General features: G+C 62.3%; 16 protein-coding genes. 6 read left to right on the top strand and 10 right to left on the bottom strand.

What is annotated here, in order from left to right; translation table 11 throughout:
- Nucleotides 1-81: 81 nt before the first annotated feature.
- Nucleotides 82-612 carry a DUF1629 domain-containing protein gene (locus FJ953_RS01715; RefSeq protein WP_140622923.1) on the top strand — a complete coding sequence of 177 codons (531 nt, stop codon included), beginning with the start codon at nt 82-84 and terminating at the stop codon, nt 610-612.
- 24 nt (nt 613-636) lie between these two features.
- On the opposite strand, the gene FJ953_RS01710 is transcribed toward FJ953_RS01715, so the two are convergent.
- Together FJ953_RS01710 and FJ953_RS01705 are read right to left on the bottom strand one after the other, a co-directional pair.
- Nucleotides 637-1,368, bottom strand: a complete 732-nt coding sequence (locus FJ953_RS01710; protein ID WP_140622921.1) for an SDR family oxidoreductase — start codon at nt 1,366-1,368, stop codon at nt 637-639.
- A gap of 32 nt (nt 1,369-1,400) precedes the next feature.
- Nucleotides 1,401-1,883, bottom strand: coding sequence for a VOC family protein (locus FJ953_RS01705; RefSeq protein WP_140622919.1), 483 nt, complete (start codon nt 1,881-1,883; stop codon nt 1,401-1,403).
- Between the two features lie 111 nt (nt 1,884-1,994).
- Here FJ953_RS01705 and gcvA point away from each other — a divergent pair, with 111 nt between their 5' ends.
- Entirely contained in the window at nt 1,995-2,879 is an 885-nt protein-coding gene (gene gcvA, locus FJ953_RS01700; RefSeq protein WP_140499030.1) for a transcriptional regulator GcvA, read from the top strand.
- A 36-nt stretch (nt 2,880-2,915) separates the two neighbouring features.
- Here gcvA and FJ953_RS01695 read toward each other — a convergent pair whose 3' ends face one another.
- Nucleotides 2,916-4,538 carry an ABC-F family ATP-binding cassette domain-containing protein gene (locus tag FJ953_RS01695; RefSeq protein ID WP_140559823.1) on the bottom strand — a complete coding sequence of 541 codons (1,623 nt, stop codon included), beginning with the start codon at nt 4,536-4,538 and terminating at the stop codon, nt 2,916-2,918.
- A gap of 265 nt (nt 4,539-4,803) precedes the next feature.
- Between FJ953_RS01695 and FJ953_RS01690 the strand changes: the two genes are divergently transcribed.
- Together FJ953_RS01690 and FJ953_RS01685 are read left to right on the top strand one after the other, a co-directional pair.
- A complete protein-coding gene (locus tag FJ953_RS01690) occupies nt 4,804-5,115 on the top strand; it encodes a hypothetical protein (RefSeq protein WP_246672659.1) in 312 nt (103 codons plus the stop codon).
- Nucleotides 5,116-5,151: 36 nt separating this feature from the next.
- Complete coding sequence (locus FJ953_RS01685; RefSeq protein WP_140556396.1) at nt 5,152-5,421, top strand: hypothetical protein; 270 nt, start codon at nt 5,152-5,154, stop codon at nt 5,419-5,421.
- Nucleotides 5,422-5,585: 164 nt separating this feature from the next.
- On the opposite strand, the gene FJ953_RS01680 is transcribed toward FJ953_RS01685, so the two are convergent.
- Nucleotides 5,586-6,491, bottom strand: coding sequence for a S1C family serine protease (locus FJ953_RS01680; protein WP_140622917.1), 906 nt, complete (start codon nt 6,489-6,491; stop codon nt 5,586-5,588).
- A gap of 231 nt (nt 6,492-6,722) precedes the next feature.
- On the opposite strand from FJ953_RS01680, the gene yghU reads away from it, so the two are divergent.
- Both yghU and FJ953_RS01670 read left to right on the top strand, forming a co-directional pair.
- Nucleotides 6,723-7,589, top strand: coding sequence for a glutathione-dependent disulfide-bond oxidoreductase (gene yghU / locus FJ953_RS01675; RefSeq protein WP_140622915.1), 867 nt, complete (start codon nt 6,723-6,725; stop codon nt 7,587-7,589).
- A gap of 355 nt (nt 7,590-7,944) precedes the next feature.
- On the top strand, nt 7,945-8,685 hold the full coding sequence (locus tag FJ953_RS01670) for a sulfotransferase family protein (RefSeq protein WP_140499042.1): 741 nt from the start codon (nt 7,945-7,947) through the stop codon (nt 8,683-8,685).
- A 139-nt stretch (nt 8,686-8,824) separates the two neighbouring features.
- On the opposite strand, the gene FJ953_RS01665 is transcribed toward FJ953_RS01670, so the two are convergent.
- From FJ953_RS01665 to FJ953_RS01640, 6 genes are all read right to left on the bottom strand, one after another.
- Nucleotides 8,825-9,787: a hypothetical protein gene (locus tag FJ953_RS01665; RefSeq protein WP_181167220.1), complete on the bottom strand. Its 963-nt coding sequence runs from the start codon at nt 9,785-9,787 to the stop codon at nt 8,825-8,827.
- Nucleotides 9,788-9,820: 33 nt separating this feature from the next.
- Nucleotides 9,821-10,852 carry a hypothetical protein gene (locus FJ953_RS01660; protein WP_140499046.1) on the bottom strand — a complete coding sequence of 344 codons (1,032 nt, stop codon included), beginning with the start codon at nt 10,850-10,852 and terminating at the stop codon, nt 9,821-9,823.
- Entirely contained in the window at nt 10,849-11,670 is an 822-nt protein-coding gene (locus FJ953_RS01655; RefSeq protein ID WP_140499048.1) for a hypothetical protein, read from the bottom strand. Before FJ953_RS01655 ends, FJ953_RS01660 begins: the two co-directional genes overlap by 4 nt.
- Nucleotides 11,667-13,088: a hypothetical protein gene (locus FJ953_RS01650; RefSeq protein ID WP_140499050.1), complete on the bottom strand. Its 1,422-nt coding sequence runs from the start codon at nt 13,086-13,088 to the stop codon at nt 11,667-11,669. Before FJ953_RS01650 ends, FJ953_RS01655 begins: the two co-directional genes overlap by 4 nt.
- A gap of 243 nt (nt 13,089-13,331) precedes the next feature.
- Nucleotides 13,332-14,102 carry an exodeoxyribonuclease III gene (locus tag FJ953_RS01645; protein WP_140622913.1) on the bottom strand — a complete coding sequence of 257 codons (771 nt, stop codon included), beginning with the start codon at nt 14,100-14,102 and terminating at the stop codon, nt 13,332-13,334.
- A 7-nt stretch (nt 14,103-14,109) separates the two neighbouring features.
- Entirely contained in the window at nt 14,110-14,754 is a 645-nt protein-coding gene (locus FJ953_RS01640; RefSeq protein WP_140622912.1) for an alpha/beta family hydrolase, read from the bottom strand.
- Nucleotides 14,755-14,840: the final 86 nt, after the last annotated feature.

Raw genomic sequence — 14,840 nt, 5'->3', positions numbered from 1 at the left:
TGCTTTGATGCTTCTGAAGGCAGGCCAGCGTTTGATGGGATCGCAGAAGCGGAAGCAGGACTGAACTTGGGAACGCCGCCCATGACGACCATTTACGAATTCGCGGTTGTCGAGGGCCAGGAATGGGTGCTTCCGGTCGACGAGGCCTACTACGAGGTCTTCTTCTCCCTTGACGGAACACCCCTCGAGAACTGGGACCCACCGGTCATGCGCCGCGTGTCGGAGGGCGACCCCCTCTATTCGGACTTCCCTTGGCTTGGCGAGCATGCGCCGCTTTTGCGCAAGCCTGCCGTCGACGCGCTGAAGGCATATCTGCTGCCCTATGGCCAGCTGATCCCGTTGCGCGGGGAAGAGGTCTGGCTTTTCAACGTGACCACCGTGATCGATGCGCTGGACGAGGAGCGGTCTGGAATCGTCTATTTTGATGACGGCGCCATTCTCGCGATCGAGCGATACGAATTCGATGCGGACAAGATCGGCACCGCCGAAATTTTCAAGCTGCCGATGCGCGCGTCCCCGGTGTTCGTCAACGACGCATTCGTCAATCGCGTGCGCGACGCCGGACTGCGGACGGTATCGTTCAAACCCAGGTGGCGTCGCATCGAAGCGTGACGTTTGACGACCCTGCGATGCCAACTAGATCAGGTTCTGTCCGCCATCGATGCGGATCGTCTCGCCGGTCGTGAATTCGCTTTCCATGAGGTAGAGATAGGCAGGGGCGACGTCGGCGGGCGTAGCGACCTTTCTCGCGGGCAGGCGGGCGGCCATGCCGGCGAAAAAACCGGATTTGGCCTCACCGACGAGTTCGTCCCACATCGGCGTGTCGACCCATCCCGGCGACACGATATTGACGCGCGTCGGGGCCAGCTCCAGCGCCAGCGCCCGGGCGAAATAGCTGAATGAACCGGCGATCGCGGAAACAACCGAGCCTCCGGGAACCGGCGGGCGGTCCTTGTTGATGCCTGATGTGAAGGTCATCGACCCTCCGGCTTTCAGCGTGCGCACGCCATGTTTGGCGAGCATCACGGCGCCGATCAGCTTGTTGTCGACGAAGCGCCGCACGTAGTCCATGTCGGTCTGGCCGATCGGGTCGTTGGGCGGCGGCGTTCCAGCCGTCGAGACGAGGTGGTCGAAGGCACCGGTTTCGTCGAACATCCGGGCAATATCCGCCTCTTTTGTCATATCAGCGGAAAGGCTTCGCACGCGACCGCCCGGGCCGAGCGTCCGTTCCGCGGCCTTGAGCTTTTCGCCCGAGCGGCCGACGATCACCAGCTCCGCGCCGCGCTCCAGCGCGGCTGCCGCTACGCCGAGCCCTATGCCGGAACTGCCTCCGACGACAATAATTCTCTTGCCCTTGAGCGATGCCATGGGAACCTCCGTCTTCAGGATGGACTGCTGGATTACGCCTTGCCGGCGTGGGCCGCGTCGATGTCGGCGACAATGATCTTGCTCATCTTGTACATCGCCTGCCGCGCCCGGCCCGCCTTGTCGCGGTCCGGGTCGTTCATCAGGCGCAGGGCCGCTTCGGGGATCACCTGCCAGTAGACGCCGAATTTGTCCCTCAGCCAACCGCAAGGCTTTTCTGCGCCGCCGCCCGTCAGCGCGTTCCAGTAATAATCTGTCTCGGCCTGGTCCTTGGTCTCGATGTAGAGCGAGATCCGCTCGTTGAACGGCGGCATTGAGCCGGCATTGAGCGCGGTGAAGCGCTGGCCCTCGAGCTCGAAGTCGAAAATCGCGTGCGGCACCGTTTTGTTCGTGCCGCCGACGAAATCGGTGAATTCGATCGCCTCAAGCGCCCGGCCATTCTTGAATACAGACAGATAGAAGTCGCGCGCCTCTTCAGTGTTGAGATTGAACCAGAGGAAGGGGTGAACGGTAGCCATGCTGCTCTCGTGAGGTTTGATCACAAATCCTGCGAGCATTCTGTCCAGCATGTGCTGGACAGGCAATCCAAAGTTTGGCAAGGATTTGTGATCAAATCTCACAGATTGGGCATGATCCGCAGACTTCCCCCACTCAACGCGCTGCCGGCCTTCGAGGCCGCCGCGCGGCATTTGAATTTCTCCAGGGCAGCCGACGAGCTCAACGTCACGCACGGCGCCGTCAGCCGGGCGATCAAGCACCTTGAGGAACAGCTCGGCGTGCTTCTGTTCGAGCGCGCGACGCGCTCGGTGCGCCTCACCGCCGTGGGCGAGCCCTATGCGAGGGCGGTCCACGAGATGCTCGACCAGCTCGCGGCCGCCACCCAATCGGCGACGGCCGCCCATTCGGGCTCGACATTGAACGTCTCCACCTCCGACGGCTTCGCGGGAAAATGGCTGGTGCCGCGGCTCTATCGCTTTCATCGCGCGCATGGCGACATCGACGTCAGGATTTCGACGACGGGCAGGTTGACCAATTTCCTTGGCGACGGCATCGACGTCGCCATCCGCTATGGCGCCGGAAACTATCCGGGTCTCACATCGGAATTCCTCACTGGCGAGGAGGTGTTTCCAGTGTGTAGCCCGAGGCTCATGCAGGGCGCCTGGCCGCTGGAGAAGCCCGACGATCTCAGGCACCACACGCTGATCCATGATGGTTTCCCGATCGGCTGGGCGGCCTGGCTGTCCAGCGCGGGAGTGGAAGGCGTGGATCCGCGGAGCGGGATTACCTTCGATTCCGCCACTTTCGCCGTCGAATCGGCCGTGCAAGGTGAAGGCGTGGTACTTGGCCGGACCATGCTCGTGGCGGCCGACCTCGCCACCGGAAGGCTTGTCCGCCCTTTCGGCCACGCGCTGAAATCGGTTTCCAGCTTCTACCTGGTCTACCCTCCGGACGCGGTCCGCCGGCGCAAGGTGAAGGCTTTTCGCGATTGGCTCTTTTCGGAAATGACGGCGTAGCGTTCCACGGCCGCTTCCGGAGAGTAGCCTCTGTGCTTATCCCCTCAGCCCCGGTGCCTCCTGCCCGGTGCGCTCGACATATTCGGTGTAGCCGCCGCCATAGGTGTGGATGCCATCCGGCGTCAGTTCCAGCACGCGATTGGACAGCGCCGCGAGGAAATGGCGGTCGTGCGAGACGAACAACATGGTGCCCTCATACTGCGACAGCGCCTCGATCAGCATCTGCTTGGTGACGATGTCGAGATGGTTGGTCGGCTCGTCCAGCACCAGGAGGTTGGGCGGGTCGAACAGCATCAGCGCCATCACCAGCCGCGCCTTTTCGCCGCCCGAAAGCACCCGGCACTTCTTCTCGATCTCGTCGCCGGAAAAACCGAAGCAGCCGGCAAGCGCCCGAAGCGGCGCCTGGCCGGCCTGCGGAAAATTGTCCTCCAGCGTCTGGAACACGGTGCGCTCGCCGTCGAGCAGCTCCATGGCATGCTGGGCGAAATAGCCCATCTTGACGCTCGGACCACGCGCCACCGAGCCCTGGTCGGGATTGGACGCGCCGGCCACCAATTTCAACAGCGTCGACTTGCCCGCGCCATTGACGCCCATGATGCACCAGCGCTCGCGGCGGCGGACCTGGAAGTCGAGCCCTTCGTAGATCGAACGGCTGCCATAGGCCTTGTGGACGTTCTTCAATGTCACGACGTCCTCGCCGCAGCGCGGCGCCGGCTGGAACTCGAAATTCACCGTTTGGCGGCGCTTCGGCGGCTCGACGCGATCGATCTTGTCGAGCTTCTTCACCCGGCTCTGCACCTGGGCCGCATGCGACGCGCGCGCCTTGAACCGTTCGATAAAGGCGATCTCCTTGGCCAGCATCGCCTGCTGGCGCTCGAACTGCGCCTGCTGCTGCTTGTCCGCGATCGCGCGCTGCTGCTGGTAGAATTCGTAATTGCCGGAATAGGCGGTGAGCGAACCGCCATCGATCTCCACCACCTTGTTGACGATGCGGTTCATGAACTCGCGGTCATGCGAGGTCATCAGGAGCGCGCCGTCATAATTCTTCAGGAACTGCTCGAGCCAGATCAGGCTTTCCAGGTCGAGATGGTTGCTCGGCTCGTCGAGCAGCATGGCGTCGGGCCGCATCAGCAGAATGCGTGCCAGCGCCACGCGCATCTTCCAGCCGCCGGAGAGTTTTCCGACGTCGCCGTCCATCATCTCCTGCGAGAAACCGAGACCGTCGAGCACTTCCCGCGCCCGGCCGTCGAGCGCATAGCCGTCGAGTTCCTCGAAGCGGTGCTGCGCCTCGCCATAGCGTTCGATGATCTCGTCCATCCGGTCCGCCTGGTCGGGATCAGCCATAGCCGCCTCCAGCGCCGCCATCTCGGCCGCCACTTCGCTCACCGGCCCGGCGCCGTTCATCACTTCGGCCACCGCGCTACGGCCGTCCATATCGCCGACATCCTGGCTGAAATAGCCGATCGTGACGCCGCGATCGACCTGCACCTGGCCCTCGTCGGGCTGTTCCTGCCCGGTGATCATGCGAAACAGTGTTGTCTTGCCGGCGCCGTTGGGGCCGACGAGCCCGACCTTTTCGCCTTTCTGCAAGGCGGCCGACGCCTCGATGAAGACAAGCTGACGGCCGTTCTGCTTGCCGATGTTTTCAAGTCTGATCATGAGTGGTCCGGGAGGCTGATGTGAGGGTGCGGGAGTTGCCCCGGCCCATACGCGAATGACAGCGGCGGGGAAAGAGGCAGAAGCGCCGCAGCGGGCGCAGCGCTCTTACGTCTTCCCACAGCGGAGGAGGGAGAAGCGCCCTCCAGACACACTTCAGAAACAAGATTCAACCTAGGGGAAAAACTGGAGAAAAGCGGTGCTGCGATAACCACCCCCGCGGCGGCCGGAACCGGTCGCGGCGCAACGCAAAGGGATGGTCCCGAAAATGAAACCACGTTCGACCGGATGGATGGGTGCCCTGCTTGGCATTTCGTTTGCCATCAATGCGGTCGCACCGTCGGGTGCGGAAGCGGCGGTTACCCGCAGCGAGTCCTGCAGCCGGCTCGGTCTTCAACTCGACGGAGCCATCGAGACGAAAAACGACCTCGGTGCCAGTGCGATCCATCTGGCCGAGGCAACCGCGCTCCAGAACAAGGCCAGCCGTTTTTGTGCCGAACGCAAGGAGGCGCAGGGCATCCGTACCTTCGCCAACGCCTTGAAACTTCTGGGCGTGACACCGGTCGATCTGAACCAGTGACGTCCACCATCTATCTCTGAAACAAGGAAGCCTTTCATGAACAAGCCTCTCCTCTCCGCGCTCGGCCTGGCCATTGCACTCGGTCTCGCAATGCCGGTTCTCGGCGCCAGCACCGCCAACGCGGCCGCCACCACCGCGGCAGCCTCGACCGCGGCTCCGCTCGCTGCCGCTGCCGTGAAGAAGCCGGTCAAGGCGGCCGCGCACAAGCATGTCAAGCATCGCAAGCACGCCAGCAGGCATGTGAAGAAGCCTGTACGCAAGCACAGCCACAAGCACGCCGTCAGGAAGCACAAGGCCGCGGCTTGATCTTCTCAAGCTCGAACAAGGAGATAGAACGGTATCTTGAATCCCTTGATCGTTTTTTCCTGACGTCGTCCCAGGGAAAAGCCGCCCTCGCGCAAGCGACGGCGGCTTTTCTTTTCGGACTGGGCTGAAGGCTTTCCTTCTCTGCTGCCGAGAAGGTAACGCGCTCACTGCAACTGCGGCTTCTTCAGGAAACTGTCGCGATCGGCGGATTTGACGCGCAGCCAGGTTTCACGGCCGTCGCGCAGGACCCGCATCGGGATCTCGGCCCCGGCCGAACCGCTCTCCCATAGTTTGCGATAGAAATCGGCCAGCCCGTCGACCGCGCCGTCTCGTATGTCGGAGATGACGTCGCCCTCGCGCAGGCCCGCCTTGGCGGCCGGACCGCCTTCGGTCACGCTCATCACCACCACCCGGCCGTCGCTTTCGGCCGAAAGGGCGCCGAGCCATGGCCGTGGCGGCCGCGCCACCTGGCCGCGCGTCAGGAGATCGTCGAGGATGGGCGGCAACAGGTCGATCGGCACCACCATGTTGATATCGGCGACCTCGCCGTTGCGGCTCATCTGCAGGCGCAGCGACCCGACGCCGAGCAGCGCGCCCTTTGCATCGAACAGCGCCGCGCCGCCCCAGGAAGGATGCGCCGGCGCAATGAAGATCGCTTCCTCGAGCAGGTATTCCCAATAGCCGGCGAATTCCTGCTTGGTGACGATCCTGGCCTGAACCGACTGGCCGATGCCGTCGGCGAGCACCACGTTGTCCCCGATTTTGGCTCTGCCGGCGTCGCCCAGCGCCACCGCCGGCAGGCCAAGCGGCGCCAGCGCCTGAACCAGGCCAAAGCCCGATTCCTGGTCGTAGGCCAGCGCATGCGCCGGCACGACGCGGCCGTCATGGGTCGTAAGCCACACCTCTTCCGCCTCGGTAATGAGATAGCCGATGGTCAGCACCAACCCATTGTCGCGGATAACGACGCCGCTGCCTTCGCGCAGCGTGCCTAATGCCCCGGCAGTAAAGGCATCGTCTGGAATGGTGGCGCGCACCGCCACGACGGAGCGTCTGTTGGGATTGATGGGCATGCTCTTGTCCTGGACGGGCTTGGGGGTCACGTTCCTATAGGTATGGCACGCGAACCAAGGCGCAAGGGGGGGCATCCCCTCCATCCTTTCGAAGCCCGAAGGGAAGATGAGAGGGATGGTCATTGACAATAGTTCAACGCAAGTTGAACTTTCCCGTTTGCAGCCCTAGCTGTAGGTGCAACTGCCAGTCCCGCTTCCAACCTGTCTCTCCCCACAATACGAGGCCCTGCGATGACCGAATACACTCCGCCGAAAGTATGGACCTGGAATAAGCCGAGCGGCGGCGCCTTCGCCAGCATCAACCGCCCGATCGCCGGCCCGACGCATGACAAGGTGCTGCCGGTGGGCAAGCACCCGTTGCAGCTCTATTCGCTGGCGACGCCGAACGGCGTCAAGGTGACGATCATGCTGGAGGAACTGCTGGCGCTTGGCCACAAGGGCGCCGAATACGACGCCTGGCTGATCAGGATCAACGATGGCGACCAGTTCGGCAGCGGCTTCGTCGAGGTCAATCCGAACTCCAAGATCCCCGCACTGATGGACCGCAGCGGCGCCACGCTCATCCGCGTCTTCGAGTCCGGTTCGATCCTCACCTATCTCGCCGAAAAGTTCGGCGAGTTCCTGCCGACCGACCAGCCGGCGCGCGCCGAGACCCTGTCCTGGCTGTTCTGGCAGATGGGCTCTGCCCCTTATCTCGGCGGCGGCTTCGGTCATTTCTATGCGTACGCGCCGACCAAGATCGAATACGCCATCGACCGCTTTGCCATGGAAACCAAGCGCCAGCTCGACGTGCTCGACCGCCGCCTGGCCGAAACCGAATATCTTTCCGGCGCCGGCTACTCGATCGCCGACATGGCGGTCTGGCCCTGGTATGGCGGACTGGCGCTCGGCCGCATGTACAATGATTCCGGCGAGTTCCTTTCGGTGCAGGATTACAAGAACGTGCAGCGCTGGGCGAAGGCGATCGACGAGCGCCCCGCGGTCAAGCGCGGACGCATGGTAAACCGCGCCTTCGGCGAACCCGCGATGCAGCTGCACGAACGTCACGACGCCAGCGATTTCGACACGAACACGCAGGACAAGCTCGCGGCTGAGTGAGCTGCGAGGGCGGGCAGCGGCGCTGCCCGCCCTCCGTTTGATTTTGCGAAAGCGTCGATGACGGCAACGTCTCACCTGGAGGCGTGGACATCACGCCGATCCGCTCCGCGCCGTTCAAGACGGCAATGCGTCTTCTTCTATCATCGTCCGACGTCAACAGCGGTCCTCTCACACAGGCCCCATAGAAATCTGTTGCGCAAATGCCGTCCGGGGCGCAACGTGTTGCCAGAAGATCGATGCAAGGGAGCAAATCGATCCTGCGGCGCGGCGTCCTTGTCGCGCAGGGCATGCCTAGGGTTGCCGCGGCGTCCTTTTTTGGCGCGAGCACGCGGCCTTGGTTTGGTCGGGGGAACAAATGACGCTCACGCTGATCGGGGCCGGCTTCGGGCGCACCGGTACATGGTCGACCTTCGTCGCGCTGAACAGGCTCGGCCTGCCCTGCTACCACATGCAGGAAGTGATCCTGAACAAGGCCAACAAGGGCCATCTCGATTTCTGGCGCAAGGTGGCCAACAGCCCGCCCGGCACGCAGCAGGACTGGAGCCGGGTATTCGGCAATTACAAGGCGACGGTCGACAATCCAGGCTGCTGCGTGTGGCGCGAACTGATGGCCGCCTATCCCGACGCCAAGGTGCTGCTCACCTTGCACCCGCGCGGCGCGGAAGCCTGGTACGAGAGCACCATCGACACGATCTACTTCACCGAGAATGTCTGGCAGTTCAAGATCCTGGAATGGCTGACGCCGTTCGGCCGGAAATTCGGCGACATGTCACGCAGGCTGATCTGGGGCCGCACGCTAGCCGGCGTCATGGGCAACCGCGCCAAGGCCGTGGAGCGCTACAACGCATATGTCGAGGAAGTGAAGGCGGCGGTGCCGCCGGAAAAGCTGCTGGTGTTCAAGGTCAGCGAAGGCTGGGCCCCGCTCTGCCACTTCCTCGACGTGGCGCAACCGAACGAGCCCTTCCCCAATCTCAACGACCGCGAGGCCATCAAGAAGATCATCGCCGACATCATCAAGGGCTCCTACATCATGCTGGCGCTAAGCGTGGCGGCCGTTATCGCGGTGATCGCGGCGCTATGGTGGTGGCTGGGGTAGTTGGGCGCCGTTCGTCGATCCCTCGGTGCAGCGGGAGCGAAGCGACGAAGGCTTTGCGATCCAGGCCACGCGATTGCGAAAAAGCGCTGCGGTCAAAACAAGGATACCGCCAAGCAGGCTGAATCGCGCGATCACCGCGTTAATTGGTGCCGCCGTCCGAGGACCGTCGTACCCGAATCTCGATACGCCGGCGTTCCCGAACATCGCCAACGTGGCTGCCGTCGGCGATAATGTCTCCCGGCATTACGAGCTGTGCCGCTGACAACGGAATGATCTTCACACTGCCCAGCCGTCCCGTCTGGATCAGCGCGTTCGCTACCGCGATAGCGCGCGAGAGCCCCAGCCCCGCATTGTCGGCCGGGGTCAAATCGCTGATAGCGCTGGCTCCGTTCATCGCCGAGATCGCAACCGCATCGAGGTTGGACGGCTTGGCCGGATTGATTTTCTGCTCATCCGTGTGACCGACGATCTCGACGACATCGACTTTGTAGCGTGTCAGCAAAGACAGAACGTCGTCCGTGACCTTGGTCTGCAAACGAGCCCGGAACGCGTCGGTGAGAGCAGCGCTGCCACGTTCAAATGTATAGCCGTCGTCGCTCAACGTTATCATCGGCGGCCACTGCATCGACGATTCAGCGTCCGCGCTCCTGTCGTTGGAGGCCGAGAGCGTCTTTTCAAGTCGGTCCAGCAGACGGGGGTCGGCGGCTTTGGCTTCGCTGATTTCGAGCAGCAATTTCCGCAGCGTCGGATCTGACGTCGGCGCGGCATCGATGCCCTTTTCCGTAAGCCCGTCGATCACCGCTTTGGCCGCAACGAGCTCGGTCCAGTTGGCTGGCGGCAAAGGAAGCGCCGCTTTTGGAAACAGCGCCTGCAGGCGCGCCAGTTCGGCACGCATGTCGGCAAGCTGGCCCACCGTGATGTCCAGGTTCGCGGAGGCCTGCAGCTCGGCGATCCTCTCATCTTTTCGCTGTGCGATGCTGGCCGAGACCAGAAGGAGGCAGAAAAGCAGAAGGAGGAGAAGCTCGGCCATTGTGAGCCCAAGCACCACGCCTCGGCGATGGCCGCGTTCCCCTTCGGCGATAAGCGAGGAAGGCATCTTCATCGACATCGTCCCACACTGACCATGCAACGCGCTTTAGCCGCCACGCCAGAGCCGTCTGAATAGACCCTGCCGCGTCGGCGCTCGATCATAACCCTCAAATGTCGCCGCAAGTTTGTCGAGCACATCGCTGGCCCGAAGCGCTTCCGCCGTGGACTGTTCCAGCCCGCGCCGAAGCTCCGCCACATCGCCAAGACGGGAAGAGAAATCGCTCATGGCGGTTTCGATCGCCCGCTGCAAACCGGCCACGACCGGCTCCAGCCGAACCTCGATGACCTTGTCGGGTGTCGACATGCCAGCGAGCTTGTCGGCCATCATCTGTGTCGCGGTCGCAATCTGCGTGCTGGCGCTGGTCAGGATGGCGTTGATATCGTGAACTGCCTTGGCTGTCTGGTCGATGCCGCCCCGCAGCTCCTTGGTGTCTATTCCGCTCTGCATCGCCAGCGAGGATGCCCTGATGTGCTCGGAAGCTTCCTTGGCGAGCAGGTCCAGAGACTGGACCAGGGATTTCGCCGAGGTTTCCACTTGCGTTCGTATCTCGTGATAGCCCTCTTGCAGCATCTGCTGGTTGGAGCGTTGGAAATGGTTCATCTCGCTCAGGATGCCATCGAGTTCCCGGCGCACCTTGCGGGATGCTTCTGCGAGCTCGAGACGTGACACGCGTTCCACTTCCATGGGGTCGCGTCGGAGCTGATTGAAGACGATGCGAAATGCAATGCCGGCGATGGTGGAGGCAACCGCGATGCCGAAATTGCGCACGATCTCGTCGACTGCGCCACCGCCTCCATACTGGTAAAGCGAAACGGCGAGGCTGGTGAGCGTGAAGATGAAGCCCATATAGTAGAAGTTGTCCCCGGTTTGGTCGTCGCGCAGCCGGAGCCCGCGCGCGATCATGATCATCGCCGCGTAGCCCATCATCAGCGCGATCGGCACGAAGGTAACGACGAATGCCGACACGGAAAGCGATTTGGCCACGACTATGTAGGCGGCGCCCAGGCCGGTAAAAACGATAAAGACCAGTGGCGCCGCAGCGTCCAACTGCCGGCTGGCCACGCGCGGCCGCCTCACCCTTCAACTCCTTGCAACGACTTGGCAGAGCTGAAAACGCCGTGATTGTAATCAATCCACTGCTGCCAGAATGCCATCAACGCGACGCTGTCGACGGGCGACTTCGCCCGGCGTATGAGCCAGATCGACACATCGCTGCCAGCGAGATCCGTAGCGAAGCGGTTTGCCGCGGGCGACTTTTTGAAGGCATCGAAGTCTGTGGCGCCGCGGTAGTGAGAGAAGAATTCGGTATTCTCGAACATGTCCGAAACGACAATCAGCCGCGAGGGGACCGCACGCGTTTTCTGGGCGACCAGATGGCTGACGGCTATCGACTGAATGCCGGCCATGATCGGCGAGCTGTCGGCCTTGTTTGCCTCGACCGCTTTTTCAAGCGCAACCAGCAGCGGCTGGCCGAATCCCGCTTGCCAACGCTCTCGCGCCAGCGCCGCATTGCCGGTGAAAGCACTGAGGTCGCCGCCATTGCCGGGGTTGCACAGCGAGAAGAGTTCTTTCGTATAGGGTACCGCTGATGTAAGGGCCCTGATCTCGAGCAAGCCACCGCGCTGGATGCCGGAGGCGGTATCGCGCAGCAGGGTCTGGATGTTCAGTTTGGTGACGTCAGCGATTGCATCCGTGGTATCGATCAGGATGATGGTTTGCGACGCAGCTCCGACGACCGGGCAAAGCCGATCGTCAAGTTCGACGAGTTGCGAGCGCGCCGAGACATAGACGTAGGTAAAGCCTATCGCGGCGGCAATGAGGCCGAGCGCGAATAGAATAATCCAGCCCCAGTTGACAAGGTTGGAAGGCGAGCGCCGGGACCGTCGACCGCTCATTGGGCTTCAGGCACCAGCACATCCAGTTCGCGATACTGCTTCAACGCAGCCTCGAACTGTTCACCCAAGGCGACCAGCATCTTGTCGAGGTCGCCTTGCGCATCCTTGATGGAAGCTTGCAATTCGTCGCTGTTCCATTCCCCGTCGCGGAAATACTGGACGCCGATGCGGCCGAGTTGGTATGGCCGCGAAAAGCGCTCCGGCGCGGGTGTCGTGCGTACAGCGATATTGGCGTCCCTGTAGATTCGGAACAGGCTGTTTGCCGCACGTTCAAGCTGAGCTTGGTGGGCGTCGAACAGCCCAACCAACCGAGAGCGATGGGCCACGATCGCATCGTGTTCTGTCCGCTGCTTGCTGAGGTCGGCGCGCGCATCGGCGAGTTCGTCCTCATAACCACTGCGAACATCGGAAAGCTCGCCGATCAGGCCTTGCCGCTTGTTTCGATAATTTGCCCGCGCCTCGTCAAGCCGGTGATCAACCGTGGCGTAGCCTGGATAAGTGTCACGCATGCTGAGCCCATCGATCAGGGCAAAGAGTGAAAACATCACACCGAGGAAGAAGAGTATCCAGGAGCGAAATTCGTTCAGCGCGAATGGCGCGCTTAGCAAGCGTCGCATCACCTCGTCGCCATTGGTCGCGATCGTTCCGGCAACCTCGCGGTAATGCGCCAGACCAAGATTGATGGCAATCGCTGCGCCGATATAGGCCGCGATGGCGAGAATGCCGACAAACTTACGGAAAATCGAGCGATGCGCGATCTCGCGCACGCCATAGAGGGCGAACATCAGCGCGACGCCGACATTGAGAATCGCGAAGATCAGCGCCTCGACGATGCCGCCGACCAGCCCGAGCTCGTTTCGCTTTGCAAGCAGTTCGCCATTGATGACGAGCTCTGCCATCACCAGCGCCACCACAAAGAGCCATTTCAACGTCGTACCGATGGCGGTGGTCTTCTTGCAGGGCCGGCGAAGCCCGTTCTGATCCTTGAAATCACGATGCCAGGACTCTGCCTCCTTCAGATCGCGACGCAGCCCATGCAGATCATCGATTCCCATCTGCAATTCGGCTTTCAAGTCGGAGAGACCAGCCGTGGATGCCGCTTTTATATTGGCAAAGCGCGATTCAAAGTCGAGGTCGATGAGACGCTGCCTGAACCCCGCAAGTTGGTTCTCCAGATGATCGTGGGATTGTTTCTGGGCGGCTCCGACCAATTCGATGATATCGTTTTCAACGGCATCGTAAGGTAGGTCATCGCTTTGAGGCAGATTCTCCCTGCCCCGCTTCTCGCCTTTCTCCGCAAGCCGCATATCCGTTGCAATGCGCTGGACGTCAATGTCGGGGAATGACTCTGTCGTCGGCCTATAGGCATGCGGCGGCCGCAACAGCCGTTGCTTGAGCTTTTCCAGTGACCCGAACATTCCACCCCACGTACACTCTTCCGACCACCCGGATCGAGGCTAGCGGTAAGCTCCGGATTCTTCAACGAGTTTCGCCCAATCGAAAGTGGAGCTTTTGCGGACGCAAAAGCACGGCAATTCCATCAGAATGACTGTCTACTGCTAGGGAGCCGTATTTTACTCTGCGCCGTATACTGTATGGTCGCTGTCGCCGAAGGGCGGAGAAAAAGAGAGCGGGCATTCTGCTTCGCCAAACGCCGCCCCTCACCGCAACTCCACCCACACCGGCGCGTGGTCGCTGGCGCCGTCCTCACCGCGCACGTCGCGGTCGATGCCGGCAGCCTTGAGCTTGCGGGCGAGCTTCTTCGACAGGAGGATATGGTCGAGCCGCAAGCCCGCATCGCGCGGCCAGCGGTTCCGCCGGTAATCCCAGAAGGTGTAGAGCGTCTCTTTGGGGTACACCTTGCGCAGTGCGTCCGTCCAGCCTTGCTCGATGAGCGCCGCAAAGGCTGCCCGGCTTTCCGGCTGTACCAGCGCGTTATCGTCATAGGAGCGTGTGGCATAGATATCGCGCGGCTCGGGCACGATGTTGTAGTCGCCCGCCAGCACCACCGGCAGGCCGGTGTCGAGCAGTTGTGCCGCATGCGCGGCGAACCTGTCATGCCAGGCGAGCTTGTACTGAAATTTCGGCCCCGGCTGCGGGTTGCCGTTCGGCGCGTACAGGCAGCCGATGACGATTCCGTTCACCGCCGCCTCGATGTAGCGGCTCTGCCTGTCGGCATCGTCGCCGGGCAGCACATCGCGCGTCAGCACCGGCTCGGCGCCCCGCGCCAGTATGGCGACGCCGTTCCAGGTCGGCTCCCCCTTCCACACCGCGCCGTAGCCGGCATCGGCCAGGGCAGTGCGCGGAAACTGCATATCGCGCGCCTTCAACTCCTGCAGGCAGACGACATCGGGTCTTGCCGCCGCCAGCCAGGTCAGCAGATTCTTCAGCCGGCTGTTGACGTTATTGATATTGAAGGAGGCGATTTTCATCGGCGGGTCAAGAGACGAGCTTGCCCGTCCAAGCCTTCACCGTTTCGGCCAGCGTCTTCAGATGATCGGCGGTCGAAAACCCCGAGATGCTCTTGCGCGGCTTCAGATCGTGATCGCCATCCTCCAACCATACGATCTCGATGCTGTCGGAGAGCCCATAGCCGGCAACCTCGTCGGGCGTGCCGAACTCGTCGCGCGTGCCCTGGAAGATCAGCGTCGGTATCGTCAACCCGGCCAGATGCTTGGTCCGCAACTGCTCGGGCTTGCCGGGCGGGTGGAAGGGATAGCCGAGGCAAAGCAGGCCCGAGATTTCGCCCCTGGCAAACATCTCGTCCGCCACCATCGAGGCGACGCGACCGCCCATCGATTTGCCGCCGATGATCAACGTCCCGGTCACGCCCCTCGCCCTGAGGTCGGCGATCGCCTTGATGTATTCCGGGTTCACTGTCTCGGCGCGCGGCGGCGGCTTGCGGTGGCCATAGCGGCGGGACGCCATATAGTGGAACTCGAACCGCGCGACCTGAAAGCCTACTGCCGCCAGCGCCTTGGCGGTGGCGGTCATCGAAGGGAAATCCATCGACGCGCCGGCGCCATGCGCGAGCAGGATGGTGACGGGAGCTGTGTCGTCGCCGTCGAAGAGGAAGGTGGTCATGGAATAGGGCTCCCGTGGCTCGGCGTTGGTGACCCCTTCTCCCCTTGTGGGACCCGAAGGGCGGGCGAGACCGTTGGCTCGCCCCG

The sequence above is a fragment of the Mesorhizobium sp. B2-3-6 genome (assembly GCF_006442305.1).
Classification (GTDB): domain Bacteria; phylum Pseudomonadota; class Alphaproteobacteria; order Rhizobiales; family Rhizobiaceae; genus Mesorhizobium.
The sequence above is the reverse complement of the archived record's forward strand: the minus strand, read 5'-3'. Positions and strand labels throughout refer to the sequence as shown.

Excerpts from the sequence above, each read along its gene's own strand:
- FJ953_RS01665 (WP_181167220.1), bottom strand. The coding sequence starts at position 9,787 with ATGAAGATGCCTTCCTCGCTTATCGCCGAAGGGGAACGCGGCCATCGC.
- FJ953_RS01650 (WP_140499050.1), bottom strand. The coding sequence starts at position 13,088 with ATGTTCGGGTCACTGGAAAAGCTCAAGCAACGGCTGTTGCGGCCGCCG.
- FJ953_RS01710 (WP_140622921.1), bottom strand. The coding sequence starts at position 1,368 with ATGGCATCGCTCAAGGGCAAGAGAATTATTGTCGTCGGAGGCAGTTCC.
- FJ953_RS01670 (WP_140499042.1), top strand. The coding sequence starts at position 7,945 with ATGACGCTCACGCTGATCGGGGCCGGCTTCGGGCGCACCGGTACATGG.
- gcvA (WP_140499030.1), top strand. The coding sequence starts at position 1,995 with ATGATCCGCAGACTTCCCCCACTCAACGCGCTGCCGGCCTTCGAGGCC.
- FJ953_RS01715 (WP_140622923.1), top strand. The coding sequence starts at position 82 with ATGACGACCATTTACGAATTCGCGGTTGTCGAGGGCCAGGAATGGGTG.
- FJ953_RS01645 (WP_140622913.1), bottom strand. The coding sequence starts at position 14,102 with ATGAAAATCGCCTCCTTCAATATCAATAACGTCAACAGCCGGCTGAAG.
- FJ953_RS01705 (WP_140622919.1), bottom strand. The coding sequence starts at position 1,883 with ATGGCTACCGTTCACCCCTTCCTCTGGTTCAATCTCAACACTGAAGAG.
- FJ953_RS01695 (WP_140559823.1), bottom strand. The coding sequence starts at position 4,538 with ATGATCAGACTTGAAAACATCGGCAAGCAGAACGGCCGTCAGCTTGTC.
- yghU (WP_140622915.1), top strand. The coding sequence starts at position 6,723 with ATGACCGAATACACTCCGCCGAAAGTATGGACCTGGAATAAGCCGAGC.
- FJ953_RS01680 (WP_140622917.1), bottom strand. The coding sequence starts at position 6,491 with ATGCCCATCAATCCCAACAGACGCTCCGTCGTGGCGGTGCGCGCCACC.
- FJ953_RS01685 (WP_140556396.1), top strand. The coding sequence starts at position 5,152 with ATGAACAAGCCTCTCCTCTCCGCGCTCGGCCTGGCCATTGCACTCGGT.
- FJ953_RS01690 (WP_246672659.1), top strand. The coding sequence starts at position 4,804 with ATGAAACCACGTTCGACCGGATGGATGGGTGCCCTGCTTGGCATTTCG.
- FJ953_RS01655 (WP_140499048.1), bottom strand. The coding sequence starts at position 11,670 with ATGAGCGGTCGACGGTCCCGGCGCTCGCCTTCCAACCTTGTCAACTGG.
- FJ953_RS01640 (WP_140622912.1), bottom strand. The coding sequence starts at position 14,754 with ATGACCACCTTCCTCTTCGACGGCGACGACACAGCTCCCGTCACCATC.